This window comes from Neptuniibacter sp. QD57_21, from assembly GCF_047778075.1.
Lineage (GTDB): Bacteria > Pseudomonadota > Gammaproteobacteria > Pseudomonadales > Balneatricaceae > Neptuniibacter.
In genome coordinates, this window is sequence record NZ_CP180549.1 from 133,451 (window position 1) to 155,822 (window position 22,372).

General features: G+C 41.1%; 18 protein-coding genes. 15 read left to right on the forward strand and 3 right to left on the reverse strand.

The window, feature by feature from the left end:
• The first annotated feature begins 46 nt into the window (after positions 1-46).
• The 13 genes from ACMXYS_RS00590 (at position 47) to ACMXYS_RS00650 (ending at position 17,074) form a co-directional block, all read left to right on the forward strand.
• Entirely contained in the window at positions 47-1,822 is a 1,776-nt protein-coding gene (locus tag ACMXYS_RS00590) for a putative bifunctional diguanylate cyclase/phosphodiesterase (RefSeq protein WP_415897287.1), read from the forward strand.
• Positions 1,823-2,513: 691 nt separating this feature from the next.
• A complete protein-coding gene (locus ACMXYS_RS00595) occupies positions 2,514-3,515 on the forward strand; it encodes a sugar transferase (protein ID WP_415897288.1) in 1,002 nt (333 codons plus the stop codon).
• A 9-nt stretch (positions 3,516-3,524) separates the two neighbouring features.
• Complete coding sequence (locus ACMXYS_RS00600; RefSeq protein WP_415897289.1) at positions 3,525-4,049, forward strand: hypothetical protein; 525 nt, start codon at positions 3,525-3,527, stop codon at positions 4,047-4,049.
• 101 nt (positions 4,050-4,150) lie between these two features.
• Positions 4,151-5,596, forward strand: coding sequence for a cellulase family glycosylhydrolase (locus ACMXYS_RS00605; RefSeq protein WP_415897290.1), 1,446 nt, complete (start codon positions 4,151-4,153; stop codon positions 5,594-5,596).
• A 171-nt stretch (positions 5,597-5,767) separates the two neighbouring features.
• The gene (locus ACMXYS_RS00610; protein ID WP_415897291.1) at positions 5,768-7,417 is read left to right on the forward strand and encodes a hypothetical protein; all 1,650 of its coding nucleotides are present in this window, start codon (positions 5,768-5,770) and stop codon (positions 7,415-7,417) included.
• Between the two features lie 2 nt (positions 7,418-7,419).
• Complete coding sequence (locus ACMXYS_RS00615) at positions 7,420-8,640, forward strand: polysaccharide deacetylase family protein (protein WP_415897292.1); 1,221 nt, start codon at positions 7,420-7,422, stop codon at positions 8,638-8,640.
• Positions 8,640-10,031, forward strand: coding sequence for an O-antigen ligase family protein (locus ACMXYS_RS00620; RefSeq protein WP_415897293.1), 1,392 nt, complete (start codon positions 8,640-8,642; stop codon positions 10,029-10,031). The genes ACMXYS_RS00615 and ACMXYS_RS00620 overlap by 1 nt, the downstream gene beginning before the upstream one ends.
• A gap of 4 nt (positions 10,032-10,035) precedes the next feature.
• Positions 10,036-11,256, forward strand: a complete 1,221-nt coding sequence (locus tag ACMXYS_RS00625; RefSeq protein ID WP_415897294.1) for a glycosyltransferase family 4 protein — start codon at positions 10,036-10,038, stop codon at positions 11,254-11,256.
• 1 nt (position 11,257) lies between these two features.
• Positions 11,258-12,400, forward strand: coding sequence for a glycosyltransferase family 2 protein (locus ACMXYS_RS00630; protein ID WP_415897295.1), 1,143 nt, complete (start codon positions 11,258-11,260; stop codon positions 12,398-12,400).
• Between the two features lie 31 nt (positions 12,401-12,431).
• On the forward strand, positions 12,432-13,331 hold the full coding sequence (locus ACMXYS_RS00635) for a sulfotransferase family protein (protein ID WP_415897296.1): 900 nt from the start codon (positions 12,432-12,434) through the stop codon (positions 13,329-13,331).
• A 1-nt stretch (position 13,332) separates the two neighbouring features.
• Complete coding sequence (locus ACMXYS_RS00640; protein WP_415897297.1) at positions 13,333-14,388, forward strand: hypothetical protein; 1,056 nt, start codon at positions 13,333-13,335, stop codon at positions 14,386-14,388.
• Positions 14,389-14,394: 6 nt separating this feature from the next.
• Entirely contained in the window at positions 14,395-15,945 is a 1,551-nt protein-coding gene (locus ACMXYS_RS00645; RefSeq protein WP_415897298.1) for a lipid II flippase MurJ, read from the forward strand.
• Position 15,946: 1 nt separating this feature from the next.
• Positions 15,947-17,074, forward strand: a complete 1,128-nt coding sequence (locus tag ACMXYS_RS00650; protein ID WP_415897299.1) for a glycosyltransferase — start codon at positions 15,947-15,949, stop codon at positions 17,072-17,074.
• Positions 17,075-17,146: 72 nt separating this feature from the next.
• Here ACMXYS_RS00650 and ACMXYS_RS00655 read toward each other — a convergent pair whose 3' ends face one another.
• Complete coding sequence (locus ACMXYS_RS00655) at positions 17,147-18,202, reverse strand: polysaccharide biosynthesis/export family protein (protein ID WP_415897300.1); 1,056 nt, start codon at positions 18,200-18,202, stop codon at positions 17,147-17,149.
• A 313-nt stretch (positions 18,203-18,515) separates the two neighbouring features.
• Between ACMXYS_RS00655 and ACMXYS_RS00660 the strand changes: the two genes are divergently transcribed.
• Complete coding sequence (locus ACMXYS_RS00660) at positions 18,516-19,058, forward strand: c-type cytochrome (protein WP_415897301.1); 543 nt, start codon at positions 18,516-18,518, stop codon at positions 19,056-19,058.
• Positions 19,055-19,951, forward strand: coding sequence for a c-type cytochrome (locus ACMXYS_RS00665; protein WP_415897302.1), 897 nt, complete (start codon positions 19,055-19,057; stop codon positions 19,949-19,951). The genes ACMXYS_RS00660 and ACMXYS_RS00665 overlap by 4 nt, the downstream gene beginning before the upstream one ends.
• Before the next feature lie 80 nt (positions 19,952-20,031).
• Here ACMXYS_RS00665 and ACMXYS_RS00670 read toward each other — a convergent pair whose 3' ends face one another.
• Both ACMXYS_RS00670 and purE read right to left on the reverse strand, forming a co-directional pair.
• A complete protein-coding gene (locus tag ACMXYS_RS00670; RefSeq protein ID WP_415897303.1) occupies positions 20,032-21,132 on the reverse strand; it encodes a 5-(carboxyamino)imidazole ribonucleotide synthase in 1,101 nt (366 codons plus the stop codon).
• A complete protein-coding gene (gene purE, locus ACMXYS_RS00675) occupies positions 21,132-21,614 on the reverse strand; it encodes a 5-(carboxyamino)imidazole ribonucleotide mutase (RefSeq protein ID WP_415883076.1) in 483 nt (160 codons plus the stop codon). Before purE ends, ACMXYS_RS00670 begins: the two co-directional genes overlap by 1 nt.
• Between the last annotated feature and the right edge of the window lie 758 nt (positions 21,615-22,372).

Consider the following 22,372-nt stretch of genomic DNA (forward strand, 5'->3'; position numbering starts at 1 on the left):
TCGGATAGCGCTCAAAGTTAACATGGGAAGTATTGAGGTAACGCAGTTGTCCGAAGATGTGCCAAGCCTGATTAGGGAAAATACGCAGCTGCGTCAGCGTATTCAGTATCTTGAGAAAGTCGAACAGTCGCTTAGAGAGACTGAGCAGCGCTATGCTCTGGCGATGAAAGGGGCTAATGAAGGGCTTTGGGATTGGGACCCTGTTAGTAAAGAGCTATACCTGTCAGCGCGTTTACTTAGTACCATCGGCATGGGTAAGGACACTATTAAGACTACTTCCAGTGAGTGGTTACAGTGGGTGCATGCAGATGATCGTGAACGTTACCAAAAAGTCCTTTGTCGGCATCTTAAAGGTGAAACTGAATTTTTTCGCTGTGAATATCGTGTAAAGAACAACAATGGCGGTTATTTCTGGGTGCTCGCTCATGGTTTAGCACTGAGAAATGAAAACAATGTTGCCTATCGTATGGTTGGCTCTATTGGTGATATTACTGAGCGCAAGAATTACGAATCTAAATTACTGCATCAAGCCACTTATGATCATCTCACTGGTTTGCCTAACCGTGTATTGGCGATGGATCGACTTTCACAAGCGCTAACGCGTGCCAATAAAAATCAAACCTCGGTTGGTATCTTATTCGTCGATCTGGACAACTTTAAAAAGATTAACGATACCTTAGGGCATGAAGTCGGTGATCAACATCTACAGGAAATTAGCCGACGTTTGGGATACTGCGTGCATAGCGACGATACCATTGCGCGATTAGGCGGGGATGAGTTTTTAGTTATCTTGCCGGATCGAAAAGCCAACGATGAAATTTCAGATATATGTGAACGGATTCTAAGAACGGCTGTACAGCCGGTGCTGATCAACGGCTATGAGTTATCCACATCGGCGAGTATCGGAATCACGGTTGCGCCTAAGGATGGTCAAGATCCTGTTGCTCTACTGCGTAATGCCGATGCTGCGATGTACAAAGCCAAAGCGGTAGGTAAAGATGCATTCCGTTTCTACACACGTGAGATGGAGCATGAAACGGTGTTTAAATTCACCATGGAATCCTATCTCCGTCGTGCGCTATCGCAAAATCAACTCAGCCTTAGCTATCAAAGTATTATCGATGCATCCAGCGGAAAAATTATGGGGGCTGAAGCCCTGTTACGTTGGTCATGCCCAGAATATGGTCAAGTTTCTCCTGATCAATTTATCCCGTTGGCAGAAGAATCTGGGTTGATTGTGCCTATTGGTGATTGGGTGCTTGAGCAAGCCTGTAAGCAAGTGGCACAGTGGACTGAACTTCTGGGAGAGCCTTTTAAAATCGCAGTGAACGTTGCATTTCCGCAGTTCCGTGATGGGCACTTAGAATATACGGTTAAGCGAGTCCTACGTGAGACAGGTCTAAAACCTGATGCTTTGGAACTCGAACTCACAGAGCGCCTTTTGATGGAAGATGAGCGTGGTTGTGGCGAAGCGTTGAAGCACCTGAGTGATATGGGTGTACAGCTGTCTATTGATGATTTCGGCACCGGCTATTCAGCCCTTAATTACCTTCAAAAATTCCCAGTGGATACCTTAAAAATTGATCGCAGTTTTACCGCTGAACTGAGTGTCACGCCCGAAAGTCCTGCGCTGATCTCCGGTATTATTCAGATGGCTCATGCCTTAGGGCTGAAAGTCGTCGGCGAGGGTGTAGAACTTGCCGATCAACGAGATTTCTTACAGCAAAAATCTTGTGATTATTTTCAGGGGTATCTGTATTCCAAACCGTTAGCTGCCGAGCATTTTACTGAATTACTGCAATGCCAGTTACAAAAGGGTTAGCGAGATTGAAGGTACATCCAATTGCTCTGTTCTTGGTAAAGCTAACTTCTCTTTGAAACCCTCTATAATAACTTGCGCATTATCCGATTTGATTCCAGTGGTGGTTGGTGCTGCTTATTGGTGGTAATTAGGAATGCTGAAACCCAACGGGTCTCTAGCAAGAGGAAGATTTTAGCGTTAGCAATTATCAAACTTTCTCGTTGTAATTGTTAAGGTTTGGCTTGTTGTTGCAGTAATGATGTGATTTTGTGGACAGGCGATTAAATGTTGATCAGTTGCTGGGGTTTTATATAATAGGTCGGACAAGCTACTTCGTCTGAGAACCGGCAATGCTACATATTTTGATGTGAACAAAGTGACCGGATGTTGAAAATACGAAGTGGTTCGATTCTAAAATGTGAGATTAGTCTTTCTGTCATAATTTGTTAATACAAAGTCTCTAATGTTTTTTATAGAGGTTGAGTGTTAATAGTGTTGATTCTTTGTACTAATTAAAGCATTATTCGCGCCAATATTGTGTTGGTTAATTAACGTAGAAACTATCTTAATAAGAGTTGTATGTCGTCTGATTAACTTAGCAATACCCTTTCAGAGCATGGCAGATGTATCTCTATTCAAGGGTAAAGGTAAAAAATAGCCATTTAAGCACAATGGGTATTTAGACGAAAAAATTAAGGATGATTGTCCCTCTATGAGCATCTTAACAGAGCCTCCTGGCTATAAAGTCACTAATGCTTTTCTATACCGGTTATGGAATTTCAGCCTAGCTTTGGTGCTGTTTATCATGGCCTTACCCTTCTTCTTTGTTATTAGTGTCCTGCTATTTTTTACTCAGGGACCTTCAATATTTTATTCTGGTCCCAGATATGGAATGGATCGAAAGTTATACAATATGTATAAATTTCGGACTTTGAAAAAAGAAGCGGCCCAGTTCACAAAAGATCGTTTAATGACAACAAGGACCAATCTCGAAACTCCTTTGGGTAAAGTGTTACGTCGATCTAGATTGGATGAATTACCGCAAATACTGAACGTGCTTCGTGGCGATATGAATCTCATCGGCCCTCGTCCCGTTCGCCCTGAAATGTATGATGTTATTCAAAAAGAAATTCCCAACTATGGTGTTCGTTTTCAGGTGAAGCCTGGGATTGTTGGTGTTGCCCAAAGTTTGTTACCTCACAGTGCCCCAAAACTGCTAAGGCATCGTTTAAATTTAGTTCTCTTAAAAAAAGAGACGAACTTTATTAGTGAACTCATATTTCTAGCCCGCAATGCATTGGCAATATTCACTACGGTTTTTCAGATTTTCCTAGAAGTGGTTCTTCACGTAAAATCCAAACGTATTAAAAATAGACGTAACACTGAACGTGTTTACATGAAAAATGCATCAATACGGCTAAGAGATGAAAAAGGTGTGATCGCTGAAGGGATGGTCATTGACGTCAATGATGAAGCTTTTGCATTTGAAACAACGCAGATAGTTAAGCCTGATTCATATGAACTGGATATTGAATTAGGTTGTGGAAAGAGAATCTCTACTACATGTGTAGTTAAGGACTCATCGGAAAGTGAACCTGTTCCGGGTGGTAACCAGTCTCATAAACGCCGTTATATAGCATTTTTTGAGTTTAGAACTACGTTTGAAAGTTATAGGGTTGAACACCACGTCTTAAAAAAGGCGTTAATTTCTTAGAGAGAGTGTATGTCGAAAAGTGCTGACGAGATCAAACAGGTTGATAGTGATGATAATAATCGGTTGCTTGCCAGCGCTTTTAATAAAGATGAGCTTGAGTATTTTAATGCAGAGCAAAAGGAAATAATTGGTACTGCATTAGCTCGGAAATTAAGAGTAAAGCATAAAATTGATATTCGCTTTACTATCAAGTTTTTTAGGAAACAGATTTATATAGTACTGCTTGCAGGCAAAGAAAGAAGACCAGCGGCTAGACTTCAGCGTGAGAGGCTATTAAGGCCGATTACGACCGCGCTTAATTTAGCTGTTATTAGTGCTATTGCGATCATGTTTACTGTCAACATACTTGCTGGAGCTTATGTTGTAAAAAGGGCGCTTAGTATTGATTTAATTCCGTTTGCTGATGTTGCGCCAGATGAAACGTTTACAAATTGGTTTAAGTCTATTCGTTCTTATAGTCGCGAGTTGCAAGGAAAAGAACCTGAAGGGGAAGGCTCCGTTCCGTTGGTGCGCGAAGAGCAAAGCAAAGATTAATAATTATAGATTCGATCAGCTAGTCAGGCCGCGATTACGCGGATCGTTGCTGTTTTCTCTTCGGGGTATTGTTGGAACATAGTTAGAGCAGTATAAAAGGGATGTTGAAAGTGCTTAAATTTTTACAGTTTTTGATAGCTACTTGTTGTCTGCAAGTACTCGTATTCATTTCACAAGCTAAAGCAGAACCATTTGACCTTAAACAAGTAATAGTTCCTGTTAGCAACTCATTAGGCTTAGCTTTTCCTGGTAATGACGCAAGCAATTATCACTACGTCCAAAAAGCAGGTATTGGGGTTGTTAGATTATCTGTATCGTGGAAACACGTTCAGTCTCAAAGTGGGCGTTTTAATTGGGATGGACTAGATAGTCGTATCATTACGCTCCAAAAATTAGGTTTGGAGCCTTTTCTAACATTTGAATCCAATGCTAAATGGGCAACAACAAAAGCGAGTCAGGTTGTTGGTAATGCCTTACCGAAAAAAAATGCTCAGTGGACACGTTTTATTGAGGCCGTTGTAGACCGCTACAATCATGATGGTAAAAACGATGCACCTGGCCTGAAGCAGCCGGTTATATATTATCAAGTCGCTAATGAATGGATTAGTAATAAAAACCGTTCAGGTGGGTGGGCTTCCTCTACTCAGAATCTTGTTAATTACATCAACTCTGCCTATGAAACAGTTAAAAAAACAGATCCTAATGCTGTGTTTGTATTAGGTGGTTTGGCTGCATTTAATTTGGATGTGATGTTGCTTGCGGAAGGCATACAAATTTTGCGAGCTCAAAAAAAAGTAAAAAAAGAACATGAATTTGACTTCGTGTTGCAACGTTGGAGTGAAAATTCTAGTACTAAATATACGCCTGCTGAAGCGAAGGCCCCTAAGGTTGTTAATTTAATTAACAATCATGTTCGTACAGTACTTAAAAAATCTCATTACGATATGGCCGATGTTCACCTTTATGGGCCTGTAAATAGAGATGGTCCAAGAATAAATTTGATTGCACATGAGGCTGAACTCTCGGTTGAAAAAATTATATCAACCGAGTGTGGTGGCCCATCATTAGACTACAACGATAGCTATAAGCCTGAAGATCATTTTTATGCAGTGCTTCATAGAAATCTAAATGTTTTATCTCAGGGCTCAAAGTTTTGCCTTTGGTTTGGGTTGGGAGAGGCAATGGTGACTACGTGGGGTAACCGTAAAGTCCCTTTGTTTGATAAAAATCGAAAGCCTAAACCTGGTTATTATGGCTACAAATTTTTAGCTTACCTCTTTAATGGTCAAGATATTAAAGTGCAATCTTTAGGGGATAAGCTAAAACATGGCTATAAGATTTCTTACCCTAACCGGAAAAATGCAGCGCCTATATTTGTAGGTGATTACAAGGCACAAAACTTTTTAAAGAAACAAGCTGGATTAAAAAAGTTTGATGCACTGTGTATAAATAATGTGGCGAAAGGTAAAGGTATCATTCGACGCAAAATTAATACTATTGAATGTACTGGTGGAGTAGTGGCTATTAGTGCCAACCTCCCGTATTAACATGAGATGTCACTTGGGGGGCATCGACCCTGTAAGGGTGTCTGTAATGAAGTTCCAGTGTACAATCTCGCTGGCTATTTTTTAAACATTTTTTATTAGAAGTCTAAGCTTTGTGCTGGCTTTAAAAGAAACGTACTCAAATTCCTTTATGAGAGCAGGAAAGGACTCATCGTGATCACACATTACCTTGAATTATTTAAGTTTTATCGCAAGTTTATTCTTACAGGAACCCTTGCTACGGGCGGGCTTGTATTCTTGCTGAGTGTGTTTGTTTTGGTGGCTAGCCCTCTTTATAAAGGCGTTGCTACGATCACAATGCAACCGACTGAAGCCGAACTTGCATATACACAAGGATGGTTAGGTGTCAGTCAATTTAACCCTGCTGCTATTTTAACGCAAACCCACACAGAACAGTTATTGAGTCGTCCTGTAGCTGAAAAAGCATTGAGTTTGTTACTTGAGCAGGAGTTGGCAAAAGGCGTAGAAGAAACGGGTATTAAGGGCTTTTTTAAAAAAGCAGGGCGAGCTGCTAAGCGTTTATTTTGGAGAACGTGGAATACCTTAAACTACGGTAAACATATTCCTCTCTCAGAAAGCGAAGAGTTGCTGGTAACATTAATGGAAGCTACTGATATTGAGGTTGTAGAAGGTTCCTACATTATTAATATCGAAGTTCTGTATAAAGATCCGGTTATTGCCTCCAAAGTTGCAAACATTCTTGCAGAAGCATACGTAAAGCAGACTAAAGATGACTATAAAGAACAGGCAGCTGGTTTGCGTGAGTCATTGCAGTTAATCCTAACGCAAAAGGAACTTGAGCTGTCTAAGTCTGTAGAAGCCGATATCATCAAGCGAAAAGAGCTTGGCATTTCAGATATAGCATTTGAACGTGAAGCACTTCTTTCAAGCCGCGACCGTGAAGTAGAAAAGCGTGCTGATGATGAAATTACTTTAAATGAATTAAACAACAAAGTTGCCAGTCTTAAGCGCAGTAAACGTAAACTTACGCGTCGTGATTTAATCGATAAAATTGAAAGTGATCTTATTCTTAGTGAGTCTGAAAGAATTGGTATTGTTTCCAGAATTAAAAATCGAGCAAAAATCATAGAAGAATATGATCAACGTTTGATTGCTTTGCAGAAGCACGAAAAAGGATTTAGAGATACTCAGCAAAAGCAAACCGAATTAAAGGCTGATGTTGAAGATCTGCGTCGTCGCATGGTCACAGTGTCTTTGGCTGGTAATACTGGCCTGTCACAGGTGCGTATGATTAGTCCTTCTATTGCGCCGTTATACCCTTGGTTCCCTAAAGTATTTTTATTCTCTGTAGCTGCAGTTATCACTGGTTTCATTATTATGACTCTCGTTGTCGTGGTAATTGATACAACGACAACTCGTATTCTTACAACTGATGTATTGAGAACCTCTGTCGGGACTCGTGTACTTGGGTTGTTAGGAGCTAAAGTGGCGGTAGATGATGAGTTTAAGCAGCGTTTAATCCAAAGAATCTCCTTGATGGGGGGATGGAGTAGCGGCTCGATCGGCGTTACGGCGATAGGGGATCAGCGTTTAGTTGATGAAATGGCTACTACGGTTGAAGAAATATTTAGTCATGCTGAACCAGTAATAGAAAGTAATGTAGAGCGTTTACCTGTTGTTAATAGCCGCTTTGCAGCTGATGAGCTTGGTGTAGGACAGCGACCAATAGTGTGTGTGCTAAGACCAGGAGAAGTAGAGCAAGATGAGTTGCTGCAATTAGTTGAACTAGCCCAACAGCAGAGTGGACAGGATAAGTTATTGTTCGTGCTGTGGCGTGACTAATTATGATTGCACGTCAGAAAAAACGTAACTTAATAGTCGTTGCGTGGCTATTAACAGTAGCGTTGTGTATTGCTGGAATTAGTTTGTCTTACTTTTACAGTGAAGGCTTATTGCTGATTTCAGTAGTGACTGGTATTTGCTTAGTCATATTGGCCTTATTTGATCGTGGAATGCGCGGCTCGGGGGGAGTGCCTGTCCTCATTTATCATAGCGTTTCTGATGATCCTTCATGGTTACCTTGGGCTTGGGGCACATCAATAACCGTTAAAGCGTTTAGGCAGCAGTTAGATGTCTTGAAACATAAAAACTACAATGTATTGAGTACCTCTGAACTTTATCGGATAAAGGAAAAAGGAGAACAACTGCCTGATAAGCCAGTTGTTCTTCATTTTGATGATGGCTATCTAGATAACTTTGTTGCAGCTGCCCCTCTGCTGAAAGAATATCAAATTCCTGCAAGTTTCTATGTTTCGACAGGGTTTATCGACCCTAGTTCGGACATACGTTCTGTATCGAAGAGCGATGAAGGCATTCAATGGCATGGGTATATGAATTGTGCCGAGTTGAAAGCGCTGGATAGTGATCCATTATTCGAAATTGAGTCCCATGGTGTCAGTCACGGAAAAATTGTAGTTAGCGACAGAAAAATTGGTGTTCTAACAGAGCATAATTGGCGATTTTATAGCTGGCTTGATTGGTCAAAAGGGAAGACGACGCATAATTGGTATCAAAATAATGCTTTGGAATGCTTAGCTATTGGGGATTCTATACCTGAGTGTGATTCTGAATTAACAGGTAAAAAGTGGAATAACGGAACCCAAGAATTAGATACTGAATATGAAAGCCGTGTAAAGGAATTGCTCCGTGATTCTAAGCAACAGCTAGAGATTATCCTTGATAGGGAGGTGACTCAATTCTGCTGGCCTTTCGATAGAGTTACTCCCCAGTCCCATGCTATCGCACTGGATGTAGGTTATAAGCTAACTACAGGAGGCAAAGGCTCTAACCTCGTGCATGAGCCTCATGATGTAGTTAGCCGTATACATGCTTGTGACTATGGCTGGGGTTGGCGATGGCCTTGGGGTGAGCAGTTATTGTTTCACGCAAAGCTGCGTTTGTTTCAAGGTAATCTGTATTGGCTGTTTTTAGTATCGCCTGCCAACAAGTTACGTAAGATCAGGCATAAATGGTCACCAATTTCTTATGTTGGAGGGCAAAGCTAATGACACGCTTTTCTCCAATGCTTCTAGGCATCGCATGCTTAATTGCTTTGCTTCTTGCTCCTATTATTATTGGTTCAGGATTAATCGTCCATCCTCTAGCTCCTTTTTTGATCCCTATAGGTGCAGCAGCAGTGGTTATCATTTTGCTGTACCCGTTTTTCGGTTTATTTTTGCTTGTGCTATTTGCGCAGTTAGATGCTTTGGCAAATCTGATTTTTTCTGCGCTACCCGTTTCCGGAGTCAAAGTACTAGCGTTATTGACTCTTGCTGGCGTTATTATCAATCTTAAAAAGGAAAGGGATACGATTAAAGAGCTCTTAAAAGAGCCTGCAGTGATTGCAATGTTCTTCTTTTGTCTCTTTATGGGGCTTTCATTCTTCTGGGCTGAAAACATGGAATATGCTGTTTGGTCTGTCAGAAGAATGGCAAGTTTGATGCTTTTATTTGTCTTAACCATTGTATTGGTTAAAACCACAAAGCATCTTAAATACCTTCTCTATTGTTTAGCTATTGCAGCACTGATGTCATCAGTTTTGGTGATATTTGATTCGACTGTAGGTGGAAATATTCTTTCTAGCTCTGATGCTGCTACGACCGCTAAGTGGGAAGGCGTTTCAAGGTCTTCAGGTGGATCAGATTACAATCCGACTACTGCAGCAACAATGCTACTGACGGGTACTCTGCTGGCTGCAATTTTATTTATTGAGCTTCCAAAACTTAGATTTTTTATGTTTATGGCTACGCTCCTCGGAACTGCTGGTATCGTCCTTTCCTTTGCTCGAAGTGCTGCTTTGGTATATGCGATTGTCGGAATTTGGATTGCTTGGAGATATCGACATCATAAAGTGTTCCCTCTTGCCTGCTATTTGGGCTTTTTCTTATGTCTAGCTGCTTTGCCTTTTATTCCTGAACAATATTGGGAGCGTTTAGCTACTTTGCTAGGTGGTGGCTCTGATTGGACCTTAGGAAGGCGTTTAGGTTACAACCTAATTGGTGTTGATTTGCTGGTTCAAAATCCACTTTTAGGTGTCGGGCCGGGTAACTTCAAAGAGTACTATGTATCCACAGAGTATAGATTTGTACCCGGGCGTACTCCTCTTCCTAGACAGTTACACAATATGTATTTATCAGTAGCTGTAGAGTTCGGTTTAATCGCATTCTCATGTTTGATGTTTGTCATTCTGAGGGGATTGCATGGATTACGTGCAATTGCGAACACAGATGTTGAAAACGATGAATTTACCTCATTAGTTCGAGCTTTGTTTATCTGCTTTATTGCTTATTTGATGGCAAGTGTCTTCGTGCCTAATGAGTACAACAAATATACATGGATCTTGGCTGGCTTATCTATTGCTGCACTAAGGATTCGTCAGAAAGAAAGTAAAACGTGAGTTTATGAATATTGGAATTTTAGTTACGGATTTTCCAAAGATAACGGAAACATTTGTCTTAAGAAATATCCACACCTATATGCAGAAAGGACATGATGTAACGGTGTTTCACCTTAAGCCTTATCGGGAAGGAGAAAAGGTTCATAAGTTTGCACATGCAATTATTAAGAAGGGATATTATCAGCCTTTCTTTATGAGTTTTTATTTGTTGTCTTCTTTTTTGACAGTCTTTTTAAAAAAACCGCACAAGGTTATTTCTGTTGTTAAACAGATTTTTAAAGCGGGAGGCTCTGACTGGAAATTTATTCTTCATAACCTTGCTGTATTACCTAAGTCTGTAGCCTATGGTCTTGAATCCAGAAGGCGAGGTATTACGCATCTCCATGCTGAATTTGCTGGTATCCCAGCGGCTTCTGCTTGGATGATTTATAAAATTTTTGGGATAAATTACAGTTTTAGCTGCCATGCCCATGACATTTTTATCACCCAGAAACTTTTGAAGAACAAAGTTTCTGATGCCGATTTTGTTCGCGTCATTAGTGAATATAACCGAGAGTTTTTATTGGATCATGTCGGTGAGCATTTTAAAGAAAAATTTAAGGTTATTCGTTGTGGCGCAGATCTTCTTTCAATCCAAGAAAGTGAAAATGAGCGTCAAACTGTCTTTGATATAAGCTATGTGGGTTCTCTAATTGAGCGCAAAGGCGTTGATAATCTGCTATTAGCGCTATCTAGAATAGATCCAACAATTGAGTGGTCATGTCGAATTATTGGCGATGGTAGTGAAAGGCATGATCTTGAAGCATTAGCATTTGAATTAGGTATATCGGAAAAAGTTGATTTTAAGGGAGGGCAGACTTTTGAAGAAATTGCTGACTCGTATCGGCGATCTAATTTAGTCGTTGTTCCCAGCATTGTCGGGCCAGAAGGTCGATGTGAGGGTATTCCTGTTGTGATTATGGAAGCGTTAGCTTTTGGTTGCCCTGTGATTGCTACCGATGTTTCGGGTATCCCTGAGTTAATTGAAGACGGCATAACCGGTTTTGGTGTAAAGCCTGGAGATGTTGCTGGATTAACCCAAAAGATTGAATGGATAGAGGCAAACTATGAGGCTGCATTAGAAATTGCTAAGAACGGAAAGGCAAGAGTACACGAGCAGTATGATGTTATGAAAAACTCGCAGCAGCTCCTTGATGCAATGCTAGCTTCAGAGAAGGTAAATTAGAATGGATGCTATTTTTTGGTTTTTTTTCAGCGTGTTAGTATTCAGTTTTGTTGGTTACGGGGTGCTGTTAGTATTGATAGGTTTTTTAACTAAGAATGAAAGTAAGAAGAGTTATGCAAATGGTTATGACGTTTCTTTCTTAGTTTGTGCGCATAATGAAAGTGCTGTTATTAAAGAAAAGATAGAAAATATCAATCTTCAAACTAATGATAAGCATAAAGTTGAAATTATTATTGTCTCTGATGGTTCTACAGATAACACAGCGGAGTTAGCGCGCTCTGTTGCAGATAATGTAACAGTGTTAGAAGCGAAGGATCATATTGGTAAATTAGAAGCATTGAATTGGGGATTGGCTGAGTGTAAAGGGGAGATAATCGTATTCTCAGATGCGAATAGCCTTTTCCCAGAAGCTACCCTTAATGAATTGGTAAGCCACTTCAACGACGAGTCTGTTGGTGGGGTTTGTGGTCAGATCGTTGTATCTTCAGAAAAACAGGGATGGATTGGCAAGGCCGAATCCATTTATTGGAGGTACGATCAAGCGCTAAAGATTGCTGAAACTAAAGTTGGCGGAGCTGTTTCTGCTCAGGGTTCGGTATATGCAATTAGAAGGGAGCTTACATCTCCAGTTTTAGAAGGTTGTGCTGATGATTTCGTTTTATCTGTAGGAGTAGTAACAAAAGGCAAAAGGTTAGTTTTTGAACCTAATGCTATGACCTATGAGCATGTGACCAATAAAGTTTATAAAGAATTTGATCGCCGAGTTCGCTCTACCGAAATGGGGTGGAGAGGGCTCATGCTTTTTAAAGAGCTACTTAATCCATTTAAGTATGGTTGGTACAGTTTACAGTTATTTTCACATAAATTACTTAGACGTTTGAACCCTGTATTACTCATCGGGTTACTCTTAAGTAATGCTCTGCTATTAGACGAGCATTGGTTTTACCAAGCCTTTCTGGCATGTCAGGTTGTATTCTATGCCATTGCCTTATTAACCATGTTGTTTCCTTTCTTGCGTAAGGTCCCTGGGTTTAACATTCCGACATTTTTTGTCATGGGGCATGCAGCAATGGCGATGGGCATAATTAACGTGTGTCGAGGAAAGAAAGTATCAAAATGGAAACCTGTTAGAGATGATGCCTAACAGCGTTGAGGGTATTTGAATGGGGTCTCCTATGGATAAAAAAAGACCTATTTTTGTTTTAGGGCTACAACGCTCTGGGACAACATGGTTAGCAAATATGCTATCTAGCCATCCTTGCATCGCTGCTGTTGAGGCAGACGATCATCAAGGAGTACATGAAAGTATATTTTTTTCTCATTTCGCTAAAGGTTTTGGGGATTTTAATCATCCTAAATCTAAAGCCAGGTTCTTTGAAAACTTTTTAGAGTCTGATTACGGCATTTTGTCAGAGGTTCAGCCGGACTTTCTGGAAAAGAACGAAGATATAGATAGTTACTATGCTTTCTTTAGAGCCGTTATGGATGATGTAGCCCGTAAAAAAGGTTCTTCTAATTGGTTAGAAAAGTCGCCACATCATACGTTGATGGCAGATGAATTACGTTTAGCTTACCCTGATGCCCGCTTTATTTGTGTTTTGCGATCTGATGAAGAGTTGATTCCTTCTCGTTTAAGCGGTTTTGGCCGCACCCCCCCTTCAGGCTTTAAACGAATGAGTAAAATTATTCGGGCCTGTGCAGTCAATGCAATGAATCATCGTTATATAAAAAAGTTGGGTGGAAAGGATGCTCAAACTATCGTGCTTCAATATAGCGATTTAAAAAAGCAGACTGAGCAAAATATGAAGTCTATTCTGAATTTTTTAGGGCTGGATTGGACTGATGAAGTGCTTGTGATGCGATATAAGCCAAATAGCAGCTTCGCTAAAGTTCGGCATGAAAATTCAAGTTTAACTGTTATTGATCAGATCGTTATTAAATTCGCTCGTTTCTTTTTTAACATTGTACCTTTAAAGCTTTTATTAAAGATTGAAGACAAAATGAATAAGGATAGAGGCATAGATTGGCCTGATTGGTGTTGGAAGCGGGTTGGAAGGCTAGCGCCCAAGGATTGAAATGAGTAATAAGGTAAGGGCGGAGAGAAGTACCGCTGATTGCAAAGAGGTTTTTCTAAATACAGTTAAGGATGTATTTAGTGAAAATGCCGCCAAAGCTCGGGAAGCGGTTTGGGAATGGAGCTCTAATCAAAACCCAGCATCGGTAGAAATTTCTTCAGAAGTCGTTTTATTAAAAAATGAATCAGTGACTTTTGGGGCTATGTTTTTAATGCCGTCTATTTTCAGTCTTGATACTGAAAAAATTCCGATGCATTGGGTTGGTTCCATAATGGTTCAAAAGCAGCATCGTGGAAAAGGTTTGTTGCTAGTTAAGTATCTTATTGAAAACGAATCGATCCCTAAAATGGGACTGCCTTTTGAAAAAATTGTAAAGATGTACCAGCGCTATGGTGGCGGTATAATCGCAGAGACAGAGCAATTCTTCTGTGTTCTATCACCATCATCCTTACTGAGAAAAAAAAGAAAGTTCTTATCAGTTCTTGCTAAACCTTTGGATTGCCTCATTAGGGGGGCAGTAAAGGCTTTTTTACCCAAGGTTCATGACGATATTTATGTATCTGAAGTAGCTCGGTTTAATGATAGCGTCGATTTTTTTTGGCGGGAAGTATCGAAGGGCTATGATGCTCTGACTGTTAGAGATCAAAGGTACCTAAATTGGCGTTTTGCTGATTGTCCTTTACATGAATATAAACTTGTTGAAGCAAAAAAAAATGGCCAGTTAATCGGCTACATGGTCTACAGGTTTGCAGAAAAAGAGGGTGTAACTACTGGATATATAGTAGATTTTTTGGTCACTAACCATGATGACGAAGCTTTAAGTGCGTTACTTAGTTTTACTGTATCGAAGTTGTGGCAGCTTAAAGTTGATAAAATAGCCATTATGAAATCGACGTCATTTACGTGGGTCAATTCAGTATTAAAGGCTACAGGCTTTAGATTTAATAAGCCTCATCTCAAGGTTATGGCCACACCTGAAATTTCGAAACGAATAGCTGATAAAGGTTATACGCCTTGGGTTACCTTCTCAGATTCTGACAATGACCTTTCGATATAGTGAATCGTGGCCTTGCTAAATTTTAATGCAGCTAAAGCTATTTTCCTTCAATTTTCATTTCAAGCATTAGGATTGGCTGCGGCACTCCTAATTTCGGTTCTATTAGCATTTAAGCTAGGGGCTGGAATCGAGAGCGATATATTTTTCTTAGCAAGAAGAGTTATTACAGGCTTTACTGAGGCGATAAATAAAGCCATGGTAGTGGTTTATATACCAGTCTTTATCTATGCCATTATCAGTAGCATTGACCGTGCAACTAAGCTGCTGACGAGGTCGTTGATTAAGTCTTCGCTTTTGAGTTGCTGTTTGGTAGCAATACTACTCTTCCTATCGGATGAGATGGTTTCTTTGTTGGCTTCTGATCAAACGTTAGAACAACAAGCACAGACTGTTTCTATTCTGAATATCTTTATTTTATTAATTCCAGCCGCTGTTGTTTCTGTTGTATTGCAGGGTTTTTGTAAGGCTGTAGGTTATTTTGGTACATCTGAGTTCGGGAAACTTTTTCCTCGAATATTTTTACTTCTTGCTCTATTTATTTTCACCCCATCAGATCAAGTAGCTATCCTCGCTTATGCTTTTGTTGTGGGGTACTACGTGTTTGTCTTGTACTTGCTAGTATGTGTGTTGCGATATTTACGTGCATTCCAGCCGGTGGGCTCGAATGAACAACTGAACAAAGAAGGAGATGGTCTGGCAAAGCGAAGAGGCTATGCAATGATCATTGTATTGTTAGCGAGTCAAATCGGTATTTGGCTGGAAACTCATTATGCGCTCTCTTCGGGTGAAGGTGGGCTTAGTTTATTAGAGTATGCTCAAAGGCTGGGGAATTTAGTTCCTGGGGTGCTTTCATTTAGTATTGTAGGTGTGTTTTATACGGTTTGGTGTCGAGAGTTTGCTTTAGACAAAGGCGATGATATTCAAGCGTACTTATTGCACTGGTTAGCTATAGGTTTGCTCTTAATTATTCCCATTTCTGTTTTTACATATATTTATGCGGATAGTTTAGTTTATCTATTTTTCTACAATGAAAAATTTACGATGGATAGCGTTGAGCAATCTGCTTTATTGATGCAGTTGGTTATACCTGCAGTTGTGGCTACATTTGTTGTTAATTTTTTGATTGGTTGGGTTTTAGCGAATCCAGCGTTTTCAATTTTGAAAATCATCTCCATATATGCTGCTTTAGACTGTATGGCTCGATTGATAACTTTTGAGATTTTTTCGGATAGGTATGGCCTAAACGGTGTTGCAATAGCGATAAGCTTATCGACTGGATTGATGATGTTGTTTTTGATTGGCTATTGCTTGTTCTTCAAGCGGGGCTCCGCCACTTTTGTTTATGATGCGCTGCTTTTGAAATTAATACTCATACCCATTGTCGTTTCATTAGCTTTTTTTATGTCAAAGCTTGCTTTGGCTAGTCAGGGAATATCATTAACCTTAGAGCTCATACTATCAGGGGGCATAGGAGCAGGAGTTGGTGTATTGCTTCTTTGGGGGCTACGGATTTCGCCTAAACATTTATTTGCCCTCATCAGTCGTAAGGAACGCTGATATGAAGCTTAAAAATACTCGTAGAAAGATTTGCTTTTTCTTGCCTCATTTCTTTTCAGGTGGGCTCGAAAAGGTTGTACTCAACTTGATTAATAACCTTAATCAAGACCTCTATGAGCCTTGCCTTTTACTTCAGGATGGTAATGGTGACTTGTTGTCTAGGTTGAATCAAAACGTAGTCGTATATGATCTAGGAGGGGCGAAATCATCTTCAGGGGTTTTTCAATTAGTATCCGAGCTTAATAAAATTAATCCAGATATCGTTTATGCAGGTACTCATGCCACGAATCTGATGTTATTGCTCGCTAAAGCCTTTGTGAAAGATAACTTTTATACAATTATAAGTGAGCATACGCCGTTAGCATTACTGTTAAGCGAATCTAAATACTCGAAAATACGGGTTTTATTAATGCGGTGTTTGTATCGTTATGCTGATATTTTTGTGGCTCCGGTACCTGAAATATGTACAGAGCATCGTGAAATCCTTCACCTTCCTGAAATGTCAGTGAAATCCCTCTGTAATCCTGTCATTCCTGATGTGTCAGAGGGATTGGAAAAACAAGCTAGGCCTGAGATATTTGATCGCCTAACAGGCCCGATTTTTATTGCCGTGGGGCGGTTAGCAGCAGAAAAACAGTTTGATTTGCTAATTGACTCTTTTGCACGAGTTTTGGAAACATCCCCTGAAGCTAATTTGCTTATTCTAGGAGAAGGAGCAGAACGTTCTTCCCTTGAAGATAAGATTCGACAACTAAATTTAACGGACAAAGTTCATCTAATAGGCAATGTGGAAAATCCATTTATTTACTATCCGCATTGCACTCTACTTCTATCATGTTCCAAACGAGAAGGGTTTGGGAATGTATTGGTTGAGGCTATGTCTGAAGGTGTTCCTGTGGTTAGTATGGATTGCCCATTTGGCCCGAGGAATATTATTGAGGATAAGCGCTCAGGTTTGCTAGTGCCTTTGAATGATGAGAATGCCTTTACTGAAGCCATTCAGTGGTTTTTATCAAATCCTCAGCTCCATGAACAGTATTCTCAGGCAGCCAAGAAAATATCTAAGGCGTATACGGTTTCCAGCGCTGCTGAACAGTTTGAAGAGGTTTGTGCCTCCCTTCATGGTTAGCCTTATTATAGAGCTAAAAAGCCGGTAGCATGTTGAATGTTACCGGCTTTTTTATAACTATGAGCTTACGGCTTAGTTATTTGGTGTACGGTTATCATCGACGTCAAAGTTGTAGTACATCTGAGATACGCCCGCACCAGCAGAGATACCCGGAATGATCTGGTTCCAGAAACGGTTCCACTTAGTTAAGTTGGTTGGTGCAACCACTAACAGATCATCTTTCTTCAGCTTGAGATGATTGTCCGATAAAGAAAGGTTGTATAGTCTTTGCTCCCCATCAGACACTCGAGCTAAGAAAATATTCTCGGAGTCAGCAGTTAAAGCCGATAAACCACCAGATATTGCTAGTGCGTCCGATAAAGTTAAGCCGGTAACAGGGATTGGAACTAGTCTTTGTCGCTCAACTTCACCCATAACTGTGACGTAATTATCGTCGATGTCAGGGAAGAAAATTCGATCATTTTTTTGTAGGCGGACATTATGAACGTCGCTAAGACCTAGTTGACCTGAGCGATAATTCATTCGATAAGCTTGTTTATCTCGGACCAGAACAGCTTCTACGGTATTAGCATTGTCTCTGACACCACCTGCTCTCATAACGACTTCGGCGACTGTATGAACTACATCGTTCAGAGGGTAATTACCCGGTCTTGTCACCGCTCCTTCTACCGTTACTTGCTGAGAACGATACTCCACAATTGTGACATCGATTTTAGGGCGATCAACAATTTTAGAGTAAAGGTCAGTAACTAACTGATTAACCTCTGCAGCAGTCTTGCCAGCAACTTTGATATTACCAAGGAAAGGAAGGCTAATTTCGCCGTCTTCGCTCACAACCGAAAGGTTTCTGCGGGTATCACCACCTGCAGGTAATTGAGAACCTAAATCTATGCGTCCCCATACAGATACAACTAATTGGTCACCATGACCGATCAGGTATTTTTCACCATTATAGGTGGGTAGATCTTTGGCATAGTTGATATCTGAGAGTTTAACACCGTTAGTATCAGCGGAAAGTTCTAACGCATCAGAACTGGGAGCGTTTTCTTTAATAGTAATCGTACTGGAGCAACCTGCAGTTAAGGTGATAGCGGTTACTATTAATCCTGTGGAGAAAAGCTTTTTCATCTATTCCATTCCTTCGAATAATTGATGATTTAATTGATGGTGATTCTATCAATTTTTTATAGTGCATTCTCTTTTTTAGATTAAATTTTAAGCTTTATTTTACGCTTAAACTCACTTTGCAGTGGAATTAGGCTTCAGTATTTTAAAAAGGTAAATAGATAAGGGTTTTGCCTCTGGATAGTAATAAAATAGATGTGCTGAGAGGCATGGGAGTTTAGAGAATTTTTTTGGCTTATTTTAATATCGTAGCTGGTAGGTTTTAAGTTAGTCTTGGCTGAGGATGATTGGTTAGTAATTACATATGAGCAAGAATATGAACAAAATAGTAGCGCCCTTTTTTTTAGTCGGCGCCATGTTGTCTGGATATGCATATGCCCATGGTGGAGCAACAGGTATTGTTAAAGAGCGTATGGATGCCATGGAAGATATGAAAGGGGCGATGAAAACGGTTTCTGACATGTTTAAGGGCAAGATTCCTTATGAGCCTATTCAGGTTCGTGTTGCAGCTGAAACGATCAATATGCATGCGGGTGAGAACCTTACCAAGTTATTCCCGAAAGGTAGTCTGCATCATCCAACCGAAGCTAAAGCTGAGATTTGGCAGGAGTGGGACCGTTTTCAGCATCTTTCTAAAGAGTTAGAGCAAATCAGCCAAGGTTTGTACGACTCCGCTGACAATATCGGCTCGGAAAATACCGAAGACACCTCAGCAAGTATGATGGGTATGGCTGCAGAACCTGAAGTACAAGAGGGTGCGGAATCCTTTGCGACTATGCCGGTAGAGGTAGTATTTGAGCGTTTAAGTGATAACTGCTCAGCTTGTCATACTGACTATCGTGTAGAGAAAGATAAATGAGAAAACTGCTCTGGTTTTCAGCTCTCTTAATCTGCTTTTTTTTAGGCGCTGCGTTAGGAGTCAGCTACCTGAGTTCGGTAGATGAACCTAGAGCCTCGCTATCTGAGCTGAAGGGGAATGTTGCCAGAGGAGCTTATCTTGCACGTGTTTCAGGCTGTATCGCTTGTCACACCGATAGTGAAGCTAAAGGAAAGCCGTTAGCGGGTGGAAAGGGCACGGAAACGCCGTTCGGAACTTTCTATGCGCCGAATCTTACGATGGATAAGGAACACGGAATCGGGAAGTGGAGTGTAGATGATTTTGAACGTGCATTGCGCGTGGGTAAGTCGCCTAACGGTCAAAGCTACTACCCAGCTTTTCCTTATAGTTTTTACATGCGTTTATCTGATCAGGATGTCGCTGATTTGTGGTCGGCGTTTAAAACCGTCCCCGCTGTTGCCAAACCTTCGGCAGCGCATCAAGTGAGCTTCCCGTTCAACCTCAATTGGGGCTTAGATGTGTGGCAGTTGCTGTTCTTTGATGAGCAACGGTTTATTCCCGATGTTAAGAGAAGTGAGCAGTACAATCGAGGTGCTTATCTCGTTCAAGGGCCGACGCATTGCGGCGCTTGTCATACCCCTAGAAACCTATTGGGAGGATTAGATACTGCGGCAGCTTTAAGTGGTCATCAGGGCTTTGTTGAAGATGATGACGTTATTCCTGCAATTACTGCAGTCGCATTAGCTGAACAGGGTTGGGGCGAAGCGGATCTGGCTTACTCGTTGAAGTCTGGAGTGAAGCAGGATGGTGATGTCTATGGTGGCAGTATGGGTGAAGTGGTACGTGATGGCGCTAAGTACCTAAAGAAGTCAGATCGAGAGGCAATCGCTCATTACTTGATGACTCGGCCGTGATTGTCTAAGAGCAGCTAATAAAAAACCCGGTACTGTAAAGTAGCCGGGTTTTTTTAATGCTTAGTCCTAACTAAAGACGATTAGTCTTCGTAAAGGCTATCGCGAATGCGTTTTAGCTTAACTTCTAGTGTGTGACGGTCGTCACTGACTAGGTTAAGGTGCCCAACCTTACGGCCTGGACGCAGCGACTTGTTGTACACATGGTGCTGTACATTGCTTTCGCTGATAATCTCTTTAGGTGCTTCGATACCTAATAGGTTAACCATGCCAGCGTGTTGGCTGTTGATGGTGTGACCTAAACCTAAACCGCAGATAGCGCGGATATGGTTTTCAAACTGGGAAGAGATGCCTGCACCTTGAGTCCAGTGACCACTGTTATGAACACGTGGCGCTAGTTCGTTAACCAGCAAATCATCACCCGCTTGGAACATTTCGATAGCGATTACGCCAACGTAGTCCAAAGCGTTGAGTACTTTATCTGCGATATCTTTAGCTTTAGCGTGCAAGGCTTCAGGTGCATCAGCCGGAGCAATCGAGCTCCACAGAATACCGTTACGGTGAAGGTTTTCTGTTAGCGGATAGAATACGCAAGCGCCAGACGCGTCACGTGCGGCAATCAAAGAGACTTCACGATCAAAATCGACGCGACCTTCAATCACAACTTCTGGTAGCGAATCTGCTTGAGCTACCAGATTAGCTAAATCTTCATCGGTTTTTAGAACCCACTGACCGTAACCGTCATAACCCTCTTCGCAGGTCTTAACGAATACTGGGTAATCTAGCGTTTTAACGCTCGCGCTCAATTCCTCTGCATTGTTCGCAAGGTGGAACGGTGCAGTCTTGATACCTAAAGAGTTTAGGAAAGTTTTCTCACGTCCACGGTGTTGGCAATAGCTAATTGCTTCTGGAGAAGGATAAACAGAGCAGTGCGGCTTTAGTGTGCTTAGAAGAGAAACATCAACATGTTCACGCTCAACCGTTACCACATCAGGATTGCCTAGTGCAGTAAAAAGAGACTCGCCTTCCATCTCTGGAGTGCGCTCAACAATTTCACCTAAGCCTTTAACGCAATCAGTACCTTCACCTGGCTCAGCCAGAAAAGTAAAACGGTGACCTTGAGGCCAACCAGCCAAAGCCATCATGCGTGCCAACTGACCGCATCCAACAATAGCAACGTGCATTATTCTACCTCAACAGGAACGCTGTCAGTCTGAGCTTTACGCCACTCTTGTAGGCGCTGGCTCAATTCTGCATCTTTAAGGGCTAGCATCTGTGCTGCCATTAGGCCTGCATTGTATGCGCCCGCACCGCCAATTGCCTGACAAGCAACGGCTACGCCGCGTGGCATCTGAACCATAGATAGCAGGCTATCTAGGCCTTTAATGTTTTTGCTGGCAACAGGTACTGCGATAACTGGCAGATGAGTCATAGATGCTGCCATACCTGCCAAGTGAGCTGCGCCGCCAGCACCTGCAATAATTACCTCAACGCCACGTGTGTGCGCTTCGGAGGCAAACTGGAAAAGACGCTCAGGCGTACGGTGTGCAGAAACCACTTTAGTTTCAAACTCTACACCTAGTTCTTCCAGTGGCTTAGTAGCCTCTTGCATGGTTGGCCAGTCTGAGCGAGAGCCCATGATGATACTGACGGAGACTTTACTCATTTTTGTTTACCTGTTTCCTCTTGGCTTAATGCCAAAAATTCAATAATCAGTGCGCTGAAAAATAGAAACCTTATCAACACGTTATACAACGTGATGCTATGTAAGTTAGCAATCATTGATAGGCTTTGGTTAGCGCTTGGAGGTGTTAAGAATATCGCTGCAGGTACCGCGATAAAGAATAAACACCGACCCCTAATGCTGCCAGTAGAATGGTACCACCAGAGGATAAACCCAACAAAACAGTGGTGGCTGTACCTAGTACTGCGCCCAAGGGGCGACATCATACCACCAAAGCTTGTAATAGAGGAGTCGTACTCGCGAAGTAGTTCAATTCTTGATCTGACAGATTTGCCTTCTTTATTCAAAAATAGAGCACTTTACTGTGTAAAGTATATCAAAAAATGATAGTCGCTACTTGTTTCTTTCTTCTAGTAGGTCGGCTCTAGGTTCGTTCTTAATGTTATACGGATCGCTGATATCTGCAGTTATCGATAGGAGCTATATATGGAGTATACAAATGTAGTTTTATGTTAGGGAAAGCCCTCAAAACAGCTTCTCTTATAGTTGAATAAAACGATTATAGCTGATTGGGTGATATGAGGCTTTAGTCTGGATTATATGATCTATGACAATAGATTAGAAAAATAAGATTGTTTTTATGGGTGAAAAATAAGAATATCGAAGTAGAGTGAGTTAGTGTTTCTGATGATTTTATCTATAAAATCAATGAGATAATAAATAACTTGTACGTTTACCAC